The following is a 15597-nucleotide window of genomic DNA, read 5'->3' on the forward strand; positions in this document are numbered from 1 at the left end:
CGCCTCGGCACCAGGCGAGAACAACGTCACCCGCAACGGCAACTCCGACGCCAACGCGAACGGCGCGAACGCCGCTTCGTGGAGGAGGGCGGGCAGGTCGTCGCGGGTGCACTGCACCACCTCGACCTTGGCGGCTGCCTGTTCGGGCGGCAGGACACGCTGGAAGGGCTCCCCGTCGACGTCGGGGAAGAGCGTGCGCAGGGTCTCGTGGCGGGCCACGACGTCCTCGATCGCCGCTTGCAGTGCGTCCCCGTCCACCCGGCCGTCGATGCGGAAGGCGAACGGCGCGTTGTACGTCGGACTCTGCTCGAAACGATCCAAGAACCACAACCGCTGCTGCGCCGACGACAACGGCAACACCTCCGGCCGCGCACGCACAGAAAGCGCCGGACGCGCCACCACCCCGTCCCGCGACAACCGCTCCACCAAACCCGCCACCGTCGGCGCCGCGAACAACGCCCGCACCCCCAACTCCACACCCAACACCGACCGGATCCGACCGATCAACCGCGTCGCCTTCAGCGAATGCCCACCCAACGCGAAGAAATTGTCGTCAGGCAGCACGCTCGGCAGGCCGAGCACCTGCGCGAACAGGCCGCACAACAACTCCTCCCGCACCGACCGCGGCCCCCGCGCCAAACCGCCCTCCGCATCGGATTCCGCCTGGGCGCTGCGCAGCCCGGCGGCGCTCAGCAGCTCACCGCGCCGCTCCGCACTGCGCCCGAGCAACGTCCGTTCCTGCTCCGCGGACTCGAAGACCTCCGCCCCCGCCACGCCGGCGTCCGGGTCCCCCGTCACCGCGTCCACCACCCGCACGAACAGACGGTGCAGTGCCTCGGCGGTGGCGGGGTCGAAGAGGTCGGTGGCGTACTGGAGCATTCCGGTGATGCCGGCCGGGTTGCCGTCGGCGTCCCGCTGCTCCGCGAAGCTCCAGCCGAGGTCGAACTTGGAGGGGGCGGCGTCGAGGGGGTGCGGGGTGATATGGGTGTCGGGGAGGTCGAGGCTGGCCTGTGCGTTGTTCTGGAGGACGAACATGGTCTGGAACAGGGGGTGCCGGCCGCCGGTGCGGTCGGGGTTGACCTGCTCCACGACCCGCTCGAACGGCAGGTCCTCGTGCGCGAAGGCCGCCAGGTCCGCCTCCCGGACCCGCTGCAACACCTCCACGAACGACGGGTTCCCCGAGGTGTCGGTCCGCAGCACCAACGTGTTGACGAAGAAGCCCACCAGATCGTCGAGGGCCTGATCGGACCGTCCCGCCGTAGCGGTACCCAACGGAACGTCGCCGCCGGCGCCGAGCCGCGCCAGCAGCACCGCCAGTGACGCCTGGAGCGCCATGAACATCGTCACCCCCTGCCCGCGGGCCAGGGACTCCAGTCGGTGGTGGAGTTCGGCGGGCACGCGGAAGTGGAGGAGGCCACCGGCGTGGGTGGGGTGCGCCGGGCGCGGGCGGTCGGTGGGCAGGGCCAGCTCCGGCGGCAGGTCGGCGAGCGTACGCGCCCAGAACTGCGCCTGCTCCTCCCCCACCCGCGCCAACAACTCCCGCTGCCACAACGTGTAGTCCGCGTACTGCACCGGCAACGGCTTCCACTGCGGGGCCTCACCGGCCAGCCGCGCCCCGTACGCCACCGACAGGTCCCGCAGCAACGGCGCCTCGGACCACCCGTCACTCGCAATGTGATGCAACGTCAGCAACACCACGTGTTCCCGGGCACCCGACGAGAACAGCGTCACCCGCAGCGGCAGCTCCGTCGACAGCGCGAACGGCCGGAACGCCTCCGCGTGGAAGCGTCGGGTGACTTCGTCCGCCGGGCACCGCACGACGGAGAAGTCCACCGTCGCCTGCTCGGGCGGCAGCACCTGCTGGAAGGGCTCCCCCTCCACCGCCGGATACACCGTCCGCAACGCCTCGTGCCGCGCCACCACGTCACCGACCGCCGACCGCAACGCCACCACGTCCACCGCACCATCGACACGGAAGGCGAACGGCGCGTTGTACGTCGGACTCTGCTCGAAACGGTCCAAGAACCACAACCGCTGCTGCGCCGACGACAGCGGCAGCACCTCAGGCCGTGGACGGGGCAGCACCGCCGGTCGTGCCGCCACCCCGTCCGTGGTCCGGGCCGACAGCCGCTCGGTCAGGCGCGCCACGGTGGGCGCGCCGAACAGTTCCCGGATCCCCAGTTGCACGCCGAGCACCGAGCGGATCCGGCTGAGGAGCTGGGCGGCCTTGAGGGAATGGCCGCCCAGGGCGAAGAAGTTGTCGTCCGGTGCCACGCTCGGCACCCCGAGCGTCTGCGCGAACAGGCCGCACAGCAACTCCTCCTGCACCGACCGCGGACTCTGCGACTGGCTCATGACGCTCCCTTGAAGATCCGGAATGGGTTCAGTTGCTGAGCGCCGGCTTCGGCGTCAGGTCGGCCCAGTGCGTGTCGATGTAGTCCAGGCACGCCTGGTGGCCGGTCGCGCCGTGGGCCACGGTCCAGCCCATGGGGGGTGCCAGCCGGGCCGGCCACAGGGAGTGCTGCTGCTGGTCGTTGGTGAGGACCAGGTAGGTCCCGTCGGCGTCTTCGAAGGGGTTCGTCACCGCGTGGGTGTCCTTTCTGGCGGAACAGGGCGGAGGAAGGTCGGACCGGGGGTGCGGCGGGGCCGGGCGGCCTCAGGCACCGGCGGTGGACGGCACGGTGGACGCCGTCGTGGTCAGCGCGGGGATGTGCAGCGGCAGCCGGCGCCAGATCTCGGGGGTGTAGAAGTGACCGCCGGGCAGGACGTCGTGCTGGTAGGGGCCCGTCGCGACCCGGCGCCACTGGTTGCCGGCGTCCTGTTCGATGACGGCGTCGTCGGTCGCGGAGAGCATCTGCACCGGGATGCTCACGCGGGCGCCCGGCGTGTAGCGGAAGGTGTCGCGGACCTGGATGTCGGCCCGCATGAGTTCCACCGCCATTTCCTGGAGGTCGGGGTCCTCCAGGACGTGCGCCGGCATCAGGCCGTTGGTGCGCATCCAGTCCAGCAGCGCGTCGTCCGTGTCCTGGCGGGCGGGGAACATGTCGCGGGGCGTCAGGCCGCGGTCGGGTGCGTTGCACGAGGAGACGATCAGCTTCTCGGGCAGCGGTCCGCCGTCGCGCTCGATGCGGCTGGCCACGTCGAACGCCATCCAGCCGCCCATGCTGTGGCCGAACAGGACGTACGGTCCCTGGACGGCGGAGAGCACGGCCTGGGTGGTGTCGGCGGCCAGTTCGTCCCAGTCCGTCGCGCAGGGCTCCAGGAACCGACCCTCCCGGCCGGGGTAGCAGACGGCGGAGAGGGCCGTGTCCTCGGGGAGGCAGTCGCCCCAGGCGTGGTACGGCCCGGTGCCGCCGCCGCAGAAGCCAAGGCAGATGAGCGTGTGCGAGGTCCGCTCGGTCCGCTCCTTGATCCGGATGACAGTGGTGTCCTGTCGTCCCTGGGTGTGTCCGGCCATGATGGCTCGATTCCTCTTCCTGTCGTGCGGATGGGGTCGGGGCTGTGCCACCCCGCGGCGGGGCGGTGACCGGCCGGTCCGTGCCCCGCCGGCCGGGGGCGACGGTCAGGCGGCGGCGCGCAGCGCTTCGACGTGCCGGGCCAGGTCCCGGAGCTGCGGGTGGCGGTAGACCTCGCGGGTCGACATGGCGATCCCGAACTGCTTCTTGAGCCGGGCCACGACGCGCAGCGCGATCAGCGAGTGGCCGCCCATGGCGAAGAAGTCGTCGTCGGCGTGGACGCGGGCGCGGCCGAGCACCTCGGACCAGACGGCCGCGATGAGCGTCTCGACCTCGCCCTGCGGGGCGTTGTCCGGGTCGCCGTCCGTCTCCGGGGCCGCGGTGGGCTGCTCCTCGGGCGCGGGCAGCGCGGCGAGGTCCACCTTCCCGTTGACCGTCAGCGGCAGCGCGTCGAGCCGGGTGTAGGACGTCGGGAGCATGAACTGCGGCAGGACGGAGGCCAGTTGGTCGCGGAGGGACTCGGCGGTCGGGGGTGTGTCGGCCGGGTCCGCCGCGGACACGAAGTAGGCGGCGAGCTGTTCGCCGGAGACGGGGCTGCGGTGCAGGGTGACGGCGGCCGCGGCGACGCCCGGTTGGCGGGTGAGGGCGGCTTCGATCTCGCCCAGTTCGACGCGGTAGCCGCGGATCTTGATCTGGCGGTCGATGCGGCCCAGGTACTCCAGGGCGCCGTCCGGGCGGCGGCGGACCTTGTCGCCGGTGCGGTACATCCGGGAGCCGTCGGCGGCGAACGGGTCGGCGACGAAGCGGGTGGCGGTCAGGGCGGGCCGGTTGAGGTAGCCCAGGGCGACCTGGGGGCCGGCGAGGTACAGCTCCCCGTCCGCGCCGTCGGCCACCGGGGCGAGGTCCGCGTCCAGCACGTGCGCCCGGACGCCGGGCAGGGCGGGCCCGATGTGCGGTCCGTCGCCGTCGATCCAGGCGGCGGCGGTGTCGACGGTGCACTCGGTGGGGCCGTACAGGTTGAGCGCGTCGAGCCGCCCGGCGGCGCGTTCGGCCGCCAGCTCCCGCCAGGTGCTCTCGGGAACGGGCTCGCCGCCCATGAACAGGCGCAGGTGCCGGCCGGCGGCGGCGCGCGCCAGCAGGTCGTCGCGGAGCAGGTGCCAGTGCGAGGGGGTCAGGTCGAGGTCCTGCACGCCGTGCGCGTCCAGGGCCGCGGTCAGCCGGCCGGGGTCGGTGCGCTCGTCCTCGTCGAGCACGACGAGGGTGTCGCCGCGGCACACGCGCGCCCACTGCTGGACCGACGCGTCGAAGGAGACGCTGGCGTTCCAGGCCACGACGCGCGGCTCCGGGGCGTACATGCCCGCCTCCTCCAGCGCGGCCACCAGCGCGGCCACGCCGGCGCGGGTGGTCTGGACGCCCTTGGGGGTGCCCGTGGAGCCGGAGGTGTAGATGACGTAGGCGGGCGCGTGCGCGGCGACGGGAACGGGCGGCGTCGGACGCGGGGCGGTCGACGTGGCGGTCCGGTCGACGGTGACGCCGCGCACGCCGGGCGGCCAGTCGCCCGCGGCGGCCGTGGTCACCACCACCCGGACGCCCGCGTCGCGCACCATCGCGTGCCGGCGCTCGCCCGGGTACGCGGGGTCGATCGGCACGTACGCGGCGCCGGCCCGCCAGACGGCGAGCAGCGCGACGACGAGGTCGGTGCCCCGGGGCAGGCTGACGCCCACCCGGTCGCCGGGGCGGACGCCGGCCCCGGTCAGCGTGGCCGCCACCGTCGTCGTCAGCGCGTCGAGTCGGCCGAAGGTGAGGGTGTCGGCCCGGTCGCGGACGGCGGTCCGGTCGGGTGCGTGCGCCACGGTCCGTTGGAGGCGGTCCATGAGGTCGACGGGCCGGCCGGGGGCGACGGTCGTGTCGAGGCCGTGCGGGCCTTCCAGTACGCCGGTCACGCGGGCTGCTCCTCTCGGGCGGCGGGGGCCACGGTGGGCCGGCAGTCCGCGAGGGCGACCGGTTCGCCCATGGCGACGACGATGCGCCGGTCGCCGCGGAACGGGTCGCGGCCGTGGGTGGCCAGGACGTTGTCGACGAGCAGGATGTCGCCGGGCTCCCAGGTGCGGCGCAGCGTCGCGCCCTCGTAGGCGGCGTTGATCGCGTCGACGTCCGCGCGGGTCAGGGGCTTGCCGTCGCCGAGGCCGGTCTCGAACGGCAGCCCGTCGGCGCCGAATTCGTCCTGGAGCGCCTCGCGGATCTCCTCGTCCAGTGACCAGGAGTTCCAGAACGCCATGTGGTTGAACCAGACGTCCTCGCCGGTCTCGGGGTGGTGGATGATGCCGGGGCGCAGTTGGCGGGTGCGCAGGGCGCCGTCGTCGTCCCACGCGCAGGAGACGAGGTTGTCCGCGCAGTACTTCTCGACGTCCGCCCGCTGGTCGGTGGCGAAGGCGGTGCGCCAGTCCAGGGAGATGTGCTCCGAGTAGTTGCGGGTCAGCAGCCAGCCCGCGGTGCGCATCCGCTCGACCAGGTCGGCGGGGAGCCGGCGGAGGACCTCGCGGCAGTCGGCGACGGGGGTCGCGCCACCCTCCTCGGGGGCCGTCAGGCAGCCGAACAGCAGCAGGCCGGGGAAGGTCAGCGTGTAGCTGTTCTCGTTGTGCATGCGGATCGGTTGGTTGGGCGGCAGGTCGGTGGAGGAGTAGACGTCGTTGCCGTAGCTGCTGCGCGGCGTGGCCTTCTCGCGGTAGGGCGTGCGCTGCGGGACGAGGACGTCGCGCACCGCGGCGAAGTCGTCGACGTCGTGGACCGGCAGGCCGCGGAGGTACAGCGCGCCGTGGCGGTGCAGTGCCGCGCGCAGCTCGGCGTGGACCGAGGTGAGCCATGCGCACGCCTCGGTGGCGTCCGCGAACTGCGGGACCTGGGTCGTGGCCGGCTTTCCGGGCTCGATGGTCCAGAAAAGGGAATCGGTCATCGTGATGCGCGTCCTGTCGTGTCGTTTCTCACGGATTTCCTCGTGCGCCCATTACTGCGGCGCGTCATCCCCATCCGGTGTCGTGCTCGTCGAACGGTTCACCGGCTCCGGCCGAAGGCAATTGGGCTAAGCGCATGGGGGGGGTTCTCCTGCTTCTTCGAAGGGGGCCCGAGCGACTCACGGGATTCGGTCACCGGATTCGGTGGGGGCCGACGCGCTTCACGCTGTCACCGGAATAGGTCGGCCACCAGGGTCGTCGAGGGCTGACATACACGTCTGTCGCATAGACGAGAGGGCGCAAAACGGGCATACGGCACCGGGGTGGGCGTGCGCCTCAACGCCCCGCGTCCGCCCGCGTCGGCAGGTCACGGCAGGTCCGGACGGGCGAGCAGAGCAGGATCAGCGCACTCAACGGGATGCCCGCGATCATCACCCAGAGCGTCGGGCGCACCCCGAACCAGGTGCCCAGTGCCCCGGCGAGCAGCGCACCGAGCGGCAGCGTGCCGAAGTTGAGGAACGACGAGCAGGCGGCGACCCGACCGAGCACGTCGGCCCGGCAGTAGCCCTGTTGGAACCCGGCCTTGATGACGTTGCCGGCGACCACGCCCACCGAGACCGCGGCGTAGCCGATGACGAAGAGGGCCAGCCCGGCGCCCCGGGAGGTGAGGGCCATCAGCGGTGCCAGCGCGGGCACCGCGAGTTCGAACAGGAGCAGTGCCCGGGCCGTGCCGAAGCGGGTCACGCCCCGGCGCACGACGAGCGCGCCGACCACCCCGCCCGCACCGCCGATCGCCACCAGCACGCCCACCCCGCTGTCGGTCAGCCCGACGTCGCGCACCAGGAACACCACGAGCAGCGACTGGTACCCGGCCAGGAAGAGGTTGGAGACGGCGCCGAAGAGGGTGAGGCTGCGCAGGTAGGGGTCTTGGGCCACCAGCCGCACGCCCTCGCCGACTTCTCGGAACAGCGCGCCGCGGGCCCGTGCGACGCGGGGCGGCGGCGGCTCCCGATGGCGGATGCGGGCCACGCACGCGAAGGAGATGAGGAAGGTCAGCGCGTTCGTGAGCATGCCGTTGACCGAGCCGACGACCTGGGCGATCAGTCCGCCGGAGCCGGTGCCGGCGATCTGGGCGGCGGAGGCGCTGCCGTGCAGTTTGGCGTTGCCCTCGGCCTGGTCCGCGGGGCCGACGATGCTGGGGAGGTAGGCGGTGTAAGCGGTCTGGAAGAAGACGGCGGCGGTACCGGCGAGCAGCGCGACCAGCAGGAGCCGGGTCACGTCGAGGGCGCCGGACCAGTAGACCAGCGGCACGCTCACGAACAGCACGCAGGAGACGGCGTCGCTGACGAGCATGACCGTTCTGCGCGGCCACCGGTCCACCCACACCCCCGCCGGCAGGCCGATGAGCAGCCAGGGCACCCAGGTCGCGGCATTGAGCAGGCTCACCTCGAAGGTGGTGGCGTGCAGGACGGAGACGGCGACCAGCGGCAGCACCACGCTGGTGACCGCCGCGCCGAATTTCCCCGCGCTCTCGCCGTACCACAGCTTCTTGAAATCTCTGTTACGGCGCAGTAATCCACCGGTCGCAGGGCGGTTGGTTATTCGCCGCCGGGCGTCTTTGCGGGTCCGGTGCGCCACTTCCCCTTGCGGGTCGTCGCGCTCTCTCACCGGCATGCGGTCATTCCCGTCTGCGCGGCGTTGACCGGTTGTTGATCGGTCGTGTCTAGGCTTCCCTCCGACCAGGGGAAGACTCTGATACAGCAGGGGTAGGCCATGAATACCTCACGTTCAGTCAGTGAAATCAAGATGAGCCGGAGAGCCTTAGAGGTCTTCGAATTCGCGGCGAACCGGACCGCATTCGACATCGAGGACCTCGCCGTCCTCGGCCTCGACGCCGACGAGGCGGAGCGGGTCGTCAAGGAACTCGCGGGCCTGCGGCTGCTGTCCCACGCCGAGGGCACCCCCGGGCGACTGGCCGTCGTACCGCCGAGGATCGCCGCCAACCGGGTGCTGCGCCCGATGGAACGCGAGGTCCGCAGCCAACAGGACGAGATCGAGCGGTTCCGGTGGATGTTCGAGACGCTGGTGCCCGCCTACGAGACGGGCCAGGCACGCCACACCGACGTGGCGCACGTGGAGATGATCGACGACCTCGGCCTGGTGCAGGAGCTCATCGAGGAGCTGACCCTGAACTGCCGTGCGGAGGTCCTCACCACGCAACCGGGCGGGGCCCGCTCGCCCGAGGCGCTGCGGGCGGCGTTGGAGCGGGACCGCCGGATGCTCGCGCGCGGCGTCACCATGCGCACGCTGTACCAACACCCGGCCCGCTACCACCAACCGACCATCGACCACGTGCAGCGGATGACGAGCCTGGGAGCGGAGGTGCGCACCCAGTCCGAGAGCCTGTGCCGGATGTTGGTCTTCGACCAGCACGCCGCGCTGCTCGGCGTGCCGGACGATCCGCAGGCGGCCCTGCTGGTGCGCGAACCGCGGCTCATCCACAGCATGCGGGGCTTCTTCGACTGGGCCTGGCGCGGCGCCTCGCCGTTCCCGCTCAGCTTCGACGCGACGTCGGCCGTGCAGATCTCCGGCGAGATCCAGGAGACGATCGTCGCGATGCTCGCCGAGGGGCTGGAGGACAAGTCCATCGCGCGGCGCCTGGGGATGTCCGTCCGCAGCTGCCAACGTCATGTCGCGGAGGTGATGAAGGCGCTCGGCGCCAAGAGCCGCTTCCAGGCCGGCTTCCTCATCGGCCAGTTCCGGGAGCGGCCCGACGCCGGCGCGCCGTCCGGTGCCCAGGCCCTGGCGCTCGGCGCCGCGCTCGCCGCCCGGCGGGAGTGACGGCGCTCCGCCCACGGCCGCGGTCGACGCGTCATCCCGGCTGCGGTGCCGGGGCGGGAAGGGGCGCCGCGGGATCGGCCGCGGCCAGTGCCACCACGAGTCGGCCGAGGCCCTCGGCGTGGCGGTCGGTCTCCGCCGCCGAGTAGGTGGCGGGGTTGGCCTCCACGCTCACGGTCGTCCCCTCGCGCGGCGACCGCACGTCGAAGAAGAGGCTGAGGTCGGGTACGGGGCCGGTGTTCAGCGTGCGCACCGAGCCCCGGGCCGCCCCCAGCCGCAGGTCGCGGTCGAAGTTCACGACGTTCACCAGCGGGCCCACCCCTGGCGGTTCCGCCGGCCCCGCGGCGACGGCCAGCGCACGCCGGAACTCCTCGTAGCGGTAGCGGTGGTGGCGCATCGCCTGCCGTATCCGGCCGTCCGCGTGCGCGAACGCCTCCCCCACGGAGGCGTGCGGATCGACGGTGACCCGCAGCGGCAGGATGTTGGCGAGGGGTGCGACGACCCCGCGCAGGGCGCGGGTGGACCGTCCGCCGACCGAGCAGCCGAAGGTCACCTCGTCCGCCCCGGTGGCCTGCCGCAGGTACAGGGCGGTGGCCGCGATCAGGAAGTGCGCGGAGGGCACCGCCAGCCGCTCGCTCTGCTCCTGGACCGCGGTCACCGCGGACGTCGGCAGGTGGTGGCGGCCCTGGAGGGCCGCGGAGGCCGGCGGCGCCTCCGCGGACAGCCGCCCGGTCGCCGGCCAGGCTGCCGCCTCCTGCGCCCAGAACTCCTGGTCCGAACGGTACGTGCGACCGGCCGCGTAGGCCCGGTCCTGCTCGACGGCGACGGTGACGGGCTCGAACGGGTGCGGCTCCGGGGGCGTTCCGTCGTGCAGTGCGTTGTAGAGGTCCGCCGTCCGGCGGGCGAGCGCGGCCAGGCCGTGGCCGTCCGCGACGATGTGGTGGACGCGGCGGTACCAGAGGTGGCGGTCGGCCGACACCTTGATCAGGGCGGCGCCGAGCAGCGGGCCGGTGGTCAGGTCGACCGGTCGGGCGAGGTCGGCCCGCATCCACGCCAGGGCCCGGGCGTCCGGATCGGGCTCGCCGCTCAGGTCCAGCACCTCGAAGTCCCATTCGGCGGGGGCCAGTTGCTGCACCGGCGTCCCGTCGGCCTCCGTGACGAACCGGGCGCCCAGCGATCCGGCCTCGTCCACCGCGGTGCGCGCCGCCTGTTGCAGCAGTGCCGGGTCGAGGACGCCGGTGATCTCGTAGTAGTCGCCCACGTTGTAGGCCGTGCCCACCGGCTCCAGGATCTGGGAGATCCAGATCTCCAGTTGGCCTGCTGTCAAAGGGACTCGCACGTTGTGGCTCCAGACGCCTCGGGACCGTCGTCCACCGACCCTGCCATGCGTCACGAGCCGCGCACAGAGCGCAGTGGGGGTGGTGTTCCCGCCTGTCGTGGACCCGAGGGGGCGTACCGCATACCAGGCGCCGCGCCCTCCGGCGGCGTCACTCCGGTGCGAATCCCGCCGCCGTGCCCGTGCGTCGGACGACGAGCGCGAGCGTGTCGTCCGGGTGCAGGATCACGGTGTGCATGTCGTCGGCGATGGCGTAGGGGATCTCCTCGGTGGGGCGGTGGCGGTGCCGGCGGGTGCTCTTGACGAGGCGGGCCTCGCCCTCCAACGGGTCCCTGCGGCTCTCGGTCAGGCCGTCGGTGTACAGCACGAGCAGGTCGCCGTCCGCCAGGCGCTCCTGGAGGACCCGTTCGCTTCCGGGGAGCGGGTAGCCGACGCCGCGGCCGCGCACCTCCAGGTAGTGGGTGGTGCCGTCGGCGCGGCTGAGCAGGGCCGGCGGATGGCTGCCGTTGGCCAGGCGCAACGCGCCGGTGGCCGGGCAGATCCGCGCGAGCAGCATGGTCGCCACGATGTCCGGATCGAACGGGACGAGGATGTCGTGGGTGCGCTCGACGATGGACGACAGCGGGTGGCCTTCGAGGGCGAGCGTGCGCACCGCGTGCGTGACATTCAGCGCGCTGCGGGTGCTGCGGATGCCGTGGCCGAGCGCGTCGATGATGGTGATGTGCACGGTGCCGTCGGGCAGCAGGAACCAGTCGTAGAGGTCGCCCCCGGTGGGGGCGTGCGCATCGGCCGGTGCGTAGTGGACGGCGAGTTCGAGTCCGTCGATGACCAGGGGCGGGGGCCGGAGGGCGTCCTCGATCTCGCGGAGGATCTGTCCGTGGGCGGTGCGGAGCTGTTCGTCGCGCTCTTCGAGCTGGACGTAGAGGGCGAGCACACCGCTGTTGGTCTCGGCGAGTTCGTGTTTGAGGTGTTGGTGCTCCGCGGTCAGTTGGTCCAGGCGGGCCACCACGGACCGGAGTTCCTCCTCGGACGCCGCGGCCTCCTCCTCGGCCGTGTCCTCGCCCGCCTCGTCGCCCGACGCGGTGCCGGTGGCCCGCAGGGTGCCCCCGGATCCGTTCATGTGCGGTGTGCCGGCGGGGAGTTCCGGCGCCGGGTCCCCTTCCGGTGCGGCGAGGGTCAGGTGCCAGACGACCGCGCCCTGGGGTGTGGTCCGGGCGGTCAGCGGCAGTTCCGTCGGGCGCAGCGGGGCGGGGGCCATGGGGGATCGGAGGGTGACGGTCAGGTGCACGGCGTCGTCCGGGCCGTCTTCCCGGGTGACGTCCAGGGCGACCTGGCGACCGGCCCGGATTTCGGGGCGGGCCAGCATGGTTGCGGAGAGCACCAGGCGGGCCCGGGTCTCGGCGGGCAGGTGGTGCGCGGTGCACAGGCGTCGTAGGGCCCGGCGCAGGGCGGGCAGCGAATGGAAGGCGTGGGCGGTCACATGAGTCCCTGGTGCGGGCCGGCGACGACCACGGTGGCGTCGTCGCGGATGAGGCGGTGGCGGTCGGCGAGCGCGGCCGCGAGCAGCGGCGCCGGCAGCCGCAGCAGGAACGGCGCCGGGCTGTGGGTCCAGCGGGGGTCGATGCCGTCGGAGTGCAGCAGCATGCTGAGACCTGGTTCCCGGGGGATGCGGTGCACCTTCGGGGTGGGCAGGTTGAGGCCGACGATGCCGGGCTGGCCGGTGAGGCGGTGGTGCACCTCGTGGGTGGTCAGCGCCACGCAGCGGACGTTGCCGACGGCGGCGTACTCGACCCGGTCGGGGTGGTGCCGCAGCAGGCCGACCGCGGCTCCGCGGGTGTGGCGCAGCGCGCGGTGCACGCCGTGGAGGATCTCCGGCAACGGCCCTTCCGGGGCCCGGGCGAAGGCCCGCAGCGCGCTCTGCGCGGCCTCGGCCGCCGGCTCCCCGTGGCCGAGGCCGTCCACGACGAGCAGGGTGCGGCGCCCGTCGACGTCGAGGACGGCACAGCCGTCGCCGTTGGTGGTCTCGCGTTCGGCCGGGACGGAGACCGCGCCGACGGCCTCCTTCGCCGCGCCGGCCCGGTCCGGCGGTGCCAGCCGCGCGCAGGCCAGGGTGCCGCCGGGCGCCTCCGTGCGGATCGAGAAGTCCGCCGCGATCCGCACGACCGCGCCCAGGCCGGCGCCCAGGGAGCCGGTGGTGGTGTAGCCGTCGGCCAGGCAGCGCCGCAGTTCGGGCATGCCGGGGCCGCGGTCGGTGGCCAGGATCTCCAGGCCGCCGCCGAGCGCCATCGGTTGCAGGAACAGCGAGCCGTCGACCGCGTACTTGGCGAGGTTGCTGCCCAGTTCGGAGGCGACGACGGCGGCCTGGTCGGACAGTGATCCGGGGAGCCGGTACCGCCGGGCCAGCGCGCGTGCGGTCTCCGCGGCCAGGTGCACCGCGCTGTAGTGGTCGATGCGCACGTGCGTGGTGCAGAAGGGCGGGGGCGAGGTCAACGGACCGCCCATCGGGTCACGGTCACGGTGGTGCCGTCGCCTGCCGCGGTGTCGATGTCGAACTCGTCCATGAGGCGTCGGGCGCCGCCCAGGCCGTGCCCCAGTCCGGCCCCGGTGGTGAAGCCGTCGGTCAGTGCCGCGGAGAGGTCGGGGATGCCGGGGCCCTCGTCCGCCACCGTCAGCCGTAGTCCCGCGGCACCGGTGCGCGCCAGGTGCTCGATGGCCAGTGTGCCGCCCCCGCCGTGGACGTAGGCGTTGCGGGCGAGTTCGCTGGCCGCGGTGACGACGCGGGTCTGGTCGACGATGCTGAAGCCGGCGCGCAGGGTCGCCGCGCGCACCGCGTGCCGGACGACGAGGAGGTCCTCTTCGTTGCGCACCTCGTGGACCGCCGGGGCGGTCCGGAAGCCGTCGTCGATGGCGGGTGGCCCGCTGCGCGAAGCGGTGCCGACATCACTGGCGTGTGTCACGCAGGACCCCTTCGGGAGGCGAAGGGGTCTGATGCCAGCCCAGCGCTGCCATGCCCTGCTCCGCGTTGAGTGCGGTTTCCACGCCGGTCAGTTGGAGCCCCAGCTCGACCAAGGTGATGGCCACCGGCGGGCGCATCCCGGCGACGATGACCCGTGCCCCCAAGAGGCGCGCCATCGTGGTGAGCTCCATCAGGGTGCGGGCCACGAAGGAGTCGATGATCTCCAGTCGTGAGATGTCGATGAGGACACCGCGGGCGTGGTCCGAGGTGATGCGTGCGGTGAGTTCCTCGGTGAACGCCACCGCCGACTTGTCGTCGAGTTCGTTGAGCAGGCCGGTGACGAGCACGTCGCCCAGCCGGAGGATCGGGACGCCGTTCGAGGGCGTGCTGTTCATCGGTCGGCCGCCGGGGTCGGTCGTGCGGAGGCCGCGTCGGTGAGCTTGACCGCGGCGGCGAGGGCGTCCGCCAGCGTGGCCCGGGTGAGGATCGTCGACAGGTCGATCCCCAACTGGGCGATGGTCTGGGCGATGGGCGGCCGGATTCCGCTGATGACGCAGTCCGCACCCATCAGGCGCACCGCGTTCACCGTCTGCATCAGGTGTTGGGCGACCGCGGTGTCGACGGTGGGCACGCCGGTGATGTCGATGATGGCGACCAGCGCCTCGTGGTCCTGGATGCCCTGGAGGAGGTTCTCCATCACCACCTGGGTGCGGGCGGTGTCGAGGGTGCCGATCAGCGGCACGGCGAGCACCTGCCGCCACAGCCGCACCACCGGGGTGGACACTTCCAGCAACTGCCGGCTCTGGCGGCGGATGATCTCCTCGCGGCGCTCCACGTAGGTCTCGAAGGACAGCACACCGGCGCTGTCCAGCAACCTGTTGATCAGCACGGCGTCGCTGAAGAGCGCGGCGGCGTTCTCGGTCTGCCGCTGCGCCGCCTCCAACAGGGCTTCCTTCAACGCCAGCACCGCCAGCGAGGTGTCGGTGGGGGTCGCGCCGGCACGGGCCCTGCGCAGCGAGAGGTCACAGACCGCCTGCCGCAGCCCGGGGTGGCTGCCGACCACGCGCTCGACCGGTCCGTCCCCGTCCAGCCCCGAGATGAGGGCGCCGATCAGCGCGTCGGACTCCTCGCGGAGCTCCGTCTCGCTGACCGCGTCCCCCAACGGCGCCTGCGCCAGCTGCAGTTGGACCCAACGGTCAGCGATGTCGTCGGCCTCTGCGCGCAGCACCGCGCGCACCCGCTCCCGCGCGGCAGCCTCAGTCGTGCTCAAACCACTTTCCTTCCACCATCATGGCCCAGGCGTGCCGCCTGCCCAGCAGGGTGCGCCCCGTTCGTGATCAGCGAGGAGCCTCTCATTTGTCGCACGACAAATGTTAGCCAGTCTCGTCAATCCACGGAACTACCTGGGGCAATCGCTGACGCTGCGTCAATCACGGCCGGTGGCGCGAGCCCGGTGCGCGGGAGGGCACCAGCCCGTTACGCGGGCGGCCGACGCCGCCTCATGCGGACCGCGTCGAACGGTCCGCGGGCGCACCGCCGAGCTCCGGCACAGTGGCGGAGACCGCCTGGCGAAAGCCGCTCAGCCCCTCGCTGAGGGCCCGTCGGGCTGCCGGCGGCATGGCGTCGATGGCGACGAGCAGCGCTTCCTCCCGGCGGACCCGCAGGCCGGCGAGGTAGGCCGTGCCCTCGCCGGTCAAGCGTACGCACCGCTCGCGCCGGTTGACCTCACTGGGGACGCGCTCGATGAAGCCCAGGGCCTGGAGGCGGTCGCACAGGCGGCTGGCCGAGGACGGCGCCGCACCGAGGGCCCGGCACAGCGCGCTGAGGTTGATGCCGTCGTCGCGCTCCAGGATGTGCAGCACCCGCAACTGGGAGGTCGAGACCGGCGCGGGCGAGACCGCGTCCCGGCCCCGCTCCCACAGGACCTCCAGGAGTGCCACGACCTCGCAGGCTGTCTGCGCGGCGTCGTGCGAAGCATGAGAATCTATGCGCGGAGCAGCACCGTTCAGATCCATTGATCCACTCCGGACAGTCGTGTCAGCCCAGTTGCTTCCTGGCTGA

General features: G+C 72.6%; 14 protein-coding genes. 1 reads left to right on the forward strand and 13 read right to left on the reverse strand.

Annotated features, from left to right (window positions below):
• The 6 genes from ACJ6WD_RS28995 to ACJ6WD_RS29020 form a co-directional block, all read right to left on the reverse strand.
• Positions 1 to 2355 (reverse strand): condensation domain-containing protein (locus ACJ6WD_RS28995; RefSeq protein WP_407616834.1); only part of this gene is annotated, 2355 nt, incomplete at its 3' end.
• A 28-nt stretch (positions 2356 to 2383) separates the two neighbouring features.
• On the reverse strand, positions 2384 to 2584 hold the full coding sequence (locus ACJ6WD_RS29000; protein ID WP_016577617.1) for an MbtH family protein: 201 nt from the start codon (positions 2582 to 2584) through the stop codon (positions 2384 to 2386).
• 72 nt (positions 2585 to 2656) lie between these two features.
• Positions 2657 to 3457: a thioesterase II family protein gene (locus ACJ6WD_RS29005; protein ID WP_407616835.1), complete on the reverse strand. Its 801-nt coding sequence runs from the start codon at positions 3455 to 3457 to the stop codon at positions 2657 to 2659.
• Between the two features lie 105 nt (positions 3458 to 3562).
• A complete protein-coding gene (locus tag ACJ6WD_RS29010) occupies positions 3563 to 5398 on the reverse strand; it encodes a non-ribosomal peptide synthetase (RefSeq protein WP_407616836.1) in 1836 nt (611 codons plus the stop codon).
• Positions 5395 to 6408 carry a TauD/TfdA family dioxygenase gene (locus ACJ6WD_RS29015; protein ID WP_016578686.1) on the reverse strand — a complete coding sequence of 338 codons (1014 nt, stop codon included), beginning with the start codon at positions 6406 to 6408 and terminating at the stop codon, positions 5395 to 5397. The genes ACJ6WD_RS29010 and ACJ6WD_RS29015 overlap by 4 nt, the downstream gene beginning before the upstream one ends.
• Positions 6409 to 6742: 334 nt before the next feature.
• Entirely contained in the window at positions 6743 to 8080 is a 1338-nt protein-coding gene (locus tag ACJ6WD_RS29020; protein WP_407616837.1) for an MFS transporter, read from the reverse strand.
• A 132-nt stretch (positions 8081 to 8212) separates the two neighbouring features.
• Here ACJ6WD_RS29020 and ACJ6WD_RS29025 point away from each other — a divergent pair, with 132 nt between their 5' ends.
• The gene (locus tag ACJ6WD_RS29025) at positions 8213 to 9247 is read left to right on the forward strand and encodes a helix-turn-helix transcriptional regulator (protein ID WP_331247326.1); all 1035 of its coding nucleotides are present in this window, start codon (positions 8213 to 8215) and stop codon (positions 9245 to 9247) included.
• A 31-nt stretch (positions 9248 to 9278) separates the two neighbouring features.
• On the opposite strand, the gene ACJ6WD_RS29030 is transcribed toward ACJ6WD_RS29025, so the two are convergent.
• The 7 genes from ACJ6WD_RS29030 to ACJ6WD_RS29060 form a co-directional block, all read right to left on the reverse strand.
• Positions 9279 to 10583 (reverse strand): condensation domain-containing protein, encoded by a 1305-nt coding sequence (locus ACJ6WD_RS29030; RefSeq protein WP_331247325.1) that lies wholly within the window; start codon positions 10581 to 10583, stop codon positions 9279 to 9281.
• A gap of 148 nt (positions 10584 to 10731) precedes the next feature.
• Complete coding sequence (locus ACJ6WD_RS29035) at positions 10732 to 12060, reverse strand: PP2C family protein-serine/threonine phosphatase (protein ID WP_331247324.1); 1329 nt, start codon at positions 12058 to 12060, stop codon at positions 10732 to 10734.
• A complete protein-coding gene (locus ACJ6WD_RS29040) occupies positions 12057 to 13082 on the reverse strand; it encodes a SpoIIE family protein phosphatase (protein ID WP_407616838.1) in 1026 nt (341 codons plus the stop codon). Before ACJ6WD_RS29040 ends, ACJ6WD_RS29035 begins: the two co-directional genes overlap by 4 nt.
• Positions 13067 to 13537: an ATP-binding protein gene (locus ACJ6WD_RS29045; protein WP_016571340.1), complete on the reverse strand. Its 471-nt coding sequence runs from the start codon at positions 13535 to 13537 to the stop codon at positions 13067 to 13069. The genes ACJ6WD_RS29040 and ACJ6WD_RS29045 overlap by 16 nt, the downstream gene beginning before the upstream one ends.
• Complete coding sequence (locus ACJ6WD_RS29050) at positions 13521 to 13931, reverse strand: STAS domain-containing protein (RefSeq protein ID WP_016571339.1); 411 nt, start codon at positions 13929 to 13931, stop codon at positions 13521 to 13523. The genes ACJ6WD_RS29045 and ACJ6WD_RS29050 overlap by 17 nt, the downstream gene beginning before the upstream one ends.
• Entirely contained in the window at positions 13928 to 14806 is an 879-nt protein-coding gene (locus tag ACJ6WD_RS29055) for an STAS domain-containing protein (protein WP_233657383.1), read from the reverse strand. Before ACJ6WD_RS29055 ends, ACJ6WD_RS29050 begins: the two co-directional genes overlap by 4 nt.
• Positions 14807 to 15035: 229 nt before the next feature.
• The gene (locus ACJ6WD_RS29060) at positions 15036 to 15476 is read right to left on the reverse strand and encodes a MarR family transcriptional regulator (protein WP_308401740.1); all 441 of its coding nucleotides are present in this window, start codon (positions 15474 to 15476) and stop codon (positions 15036 to 15038) included.
• Positions 15477 to 15597 lie beyond the last annotated feature (121 nt).

Origin of the sequence: Streptomyces sp. VTCC 41912 (assembly GCF_045799175.1) — a bacterium.
In the GTDB taxonomy this organism is placed as follows: Bacteria; Actinomycetota; Actinomycetes; order Streptomycetales; family Streptomycetaceae; genus Streptomyces; species Streptomyces albulus_C.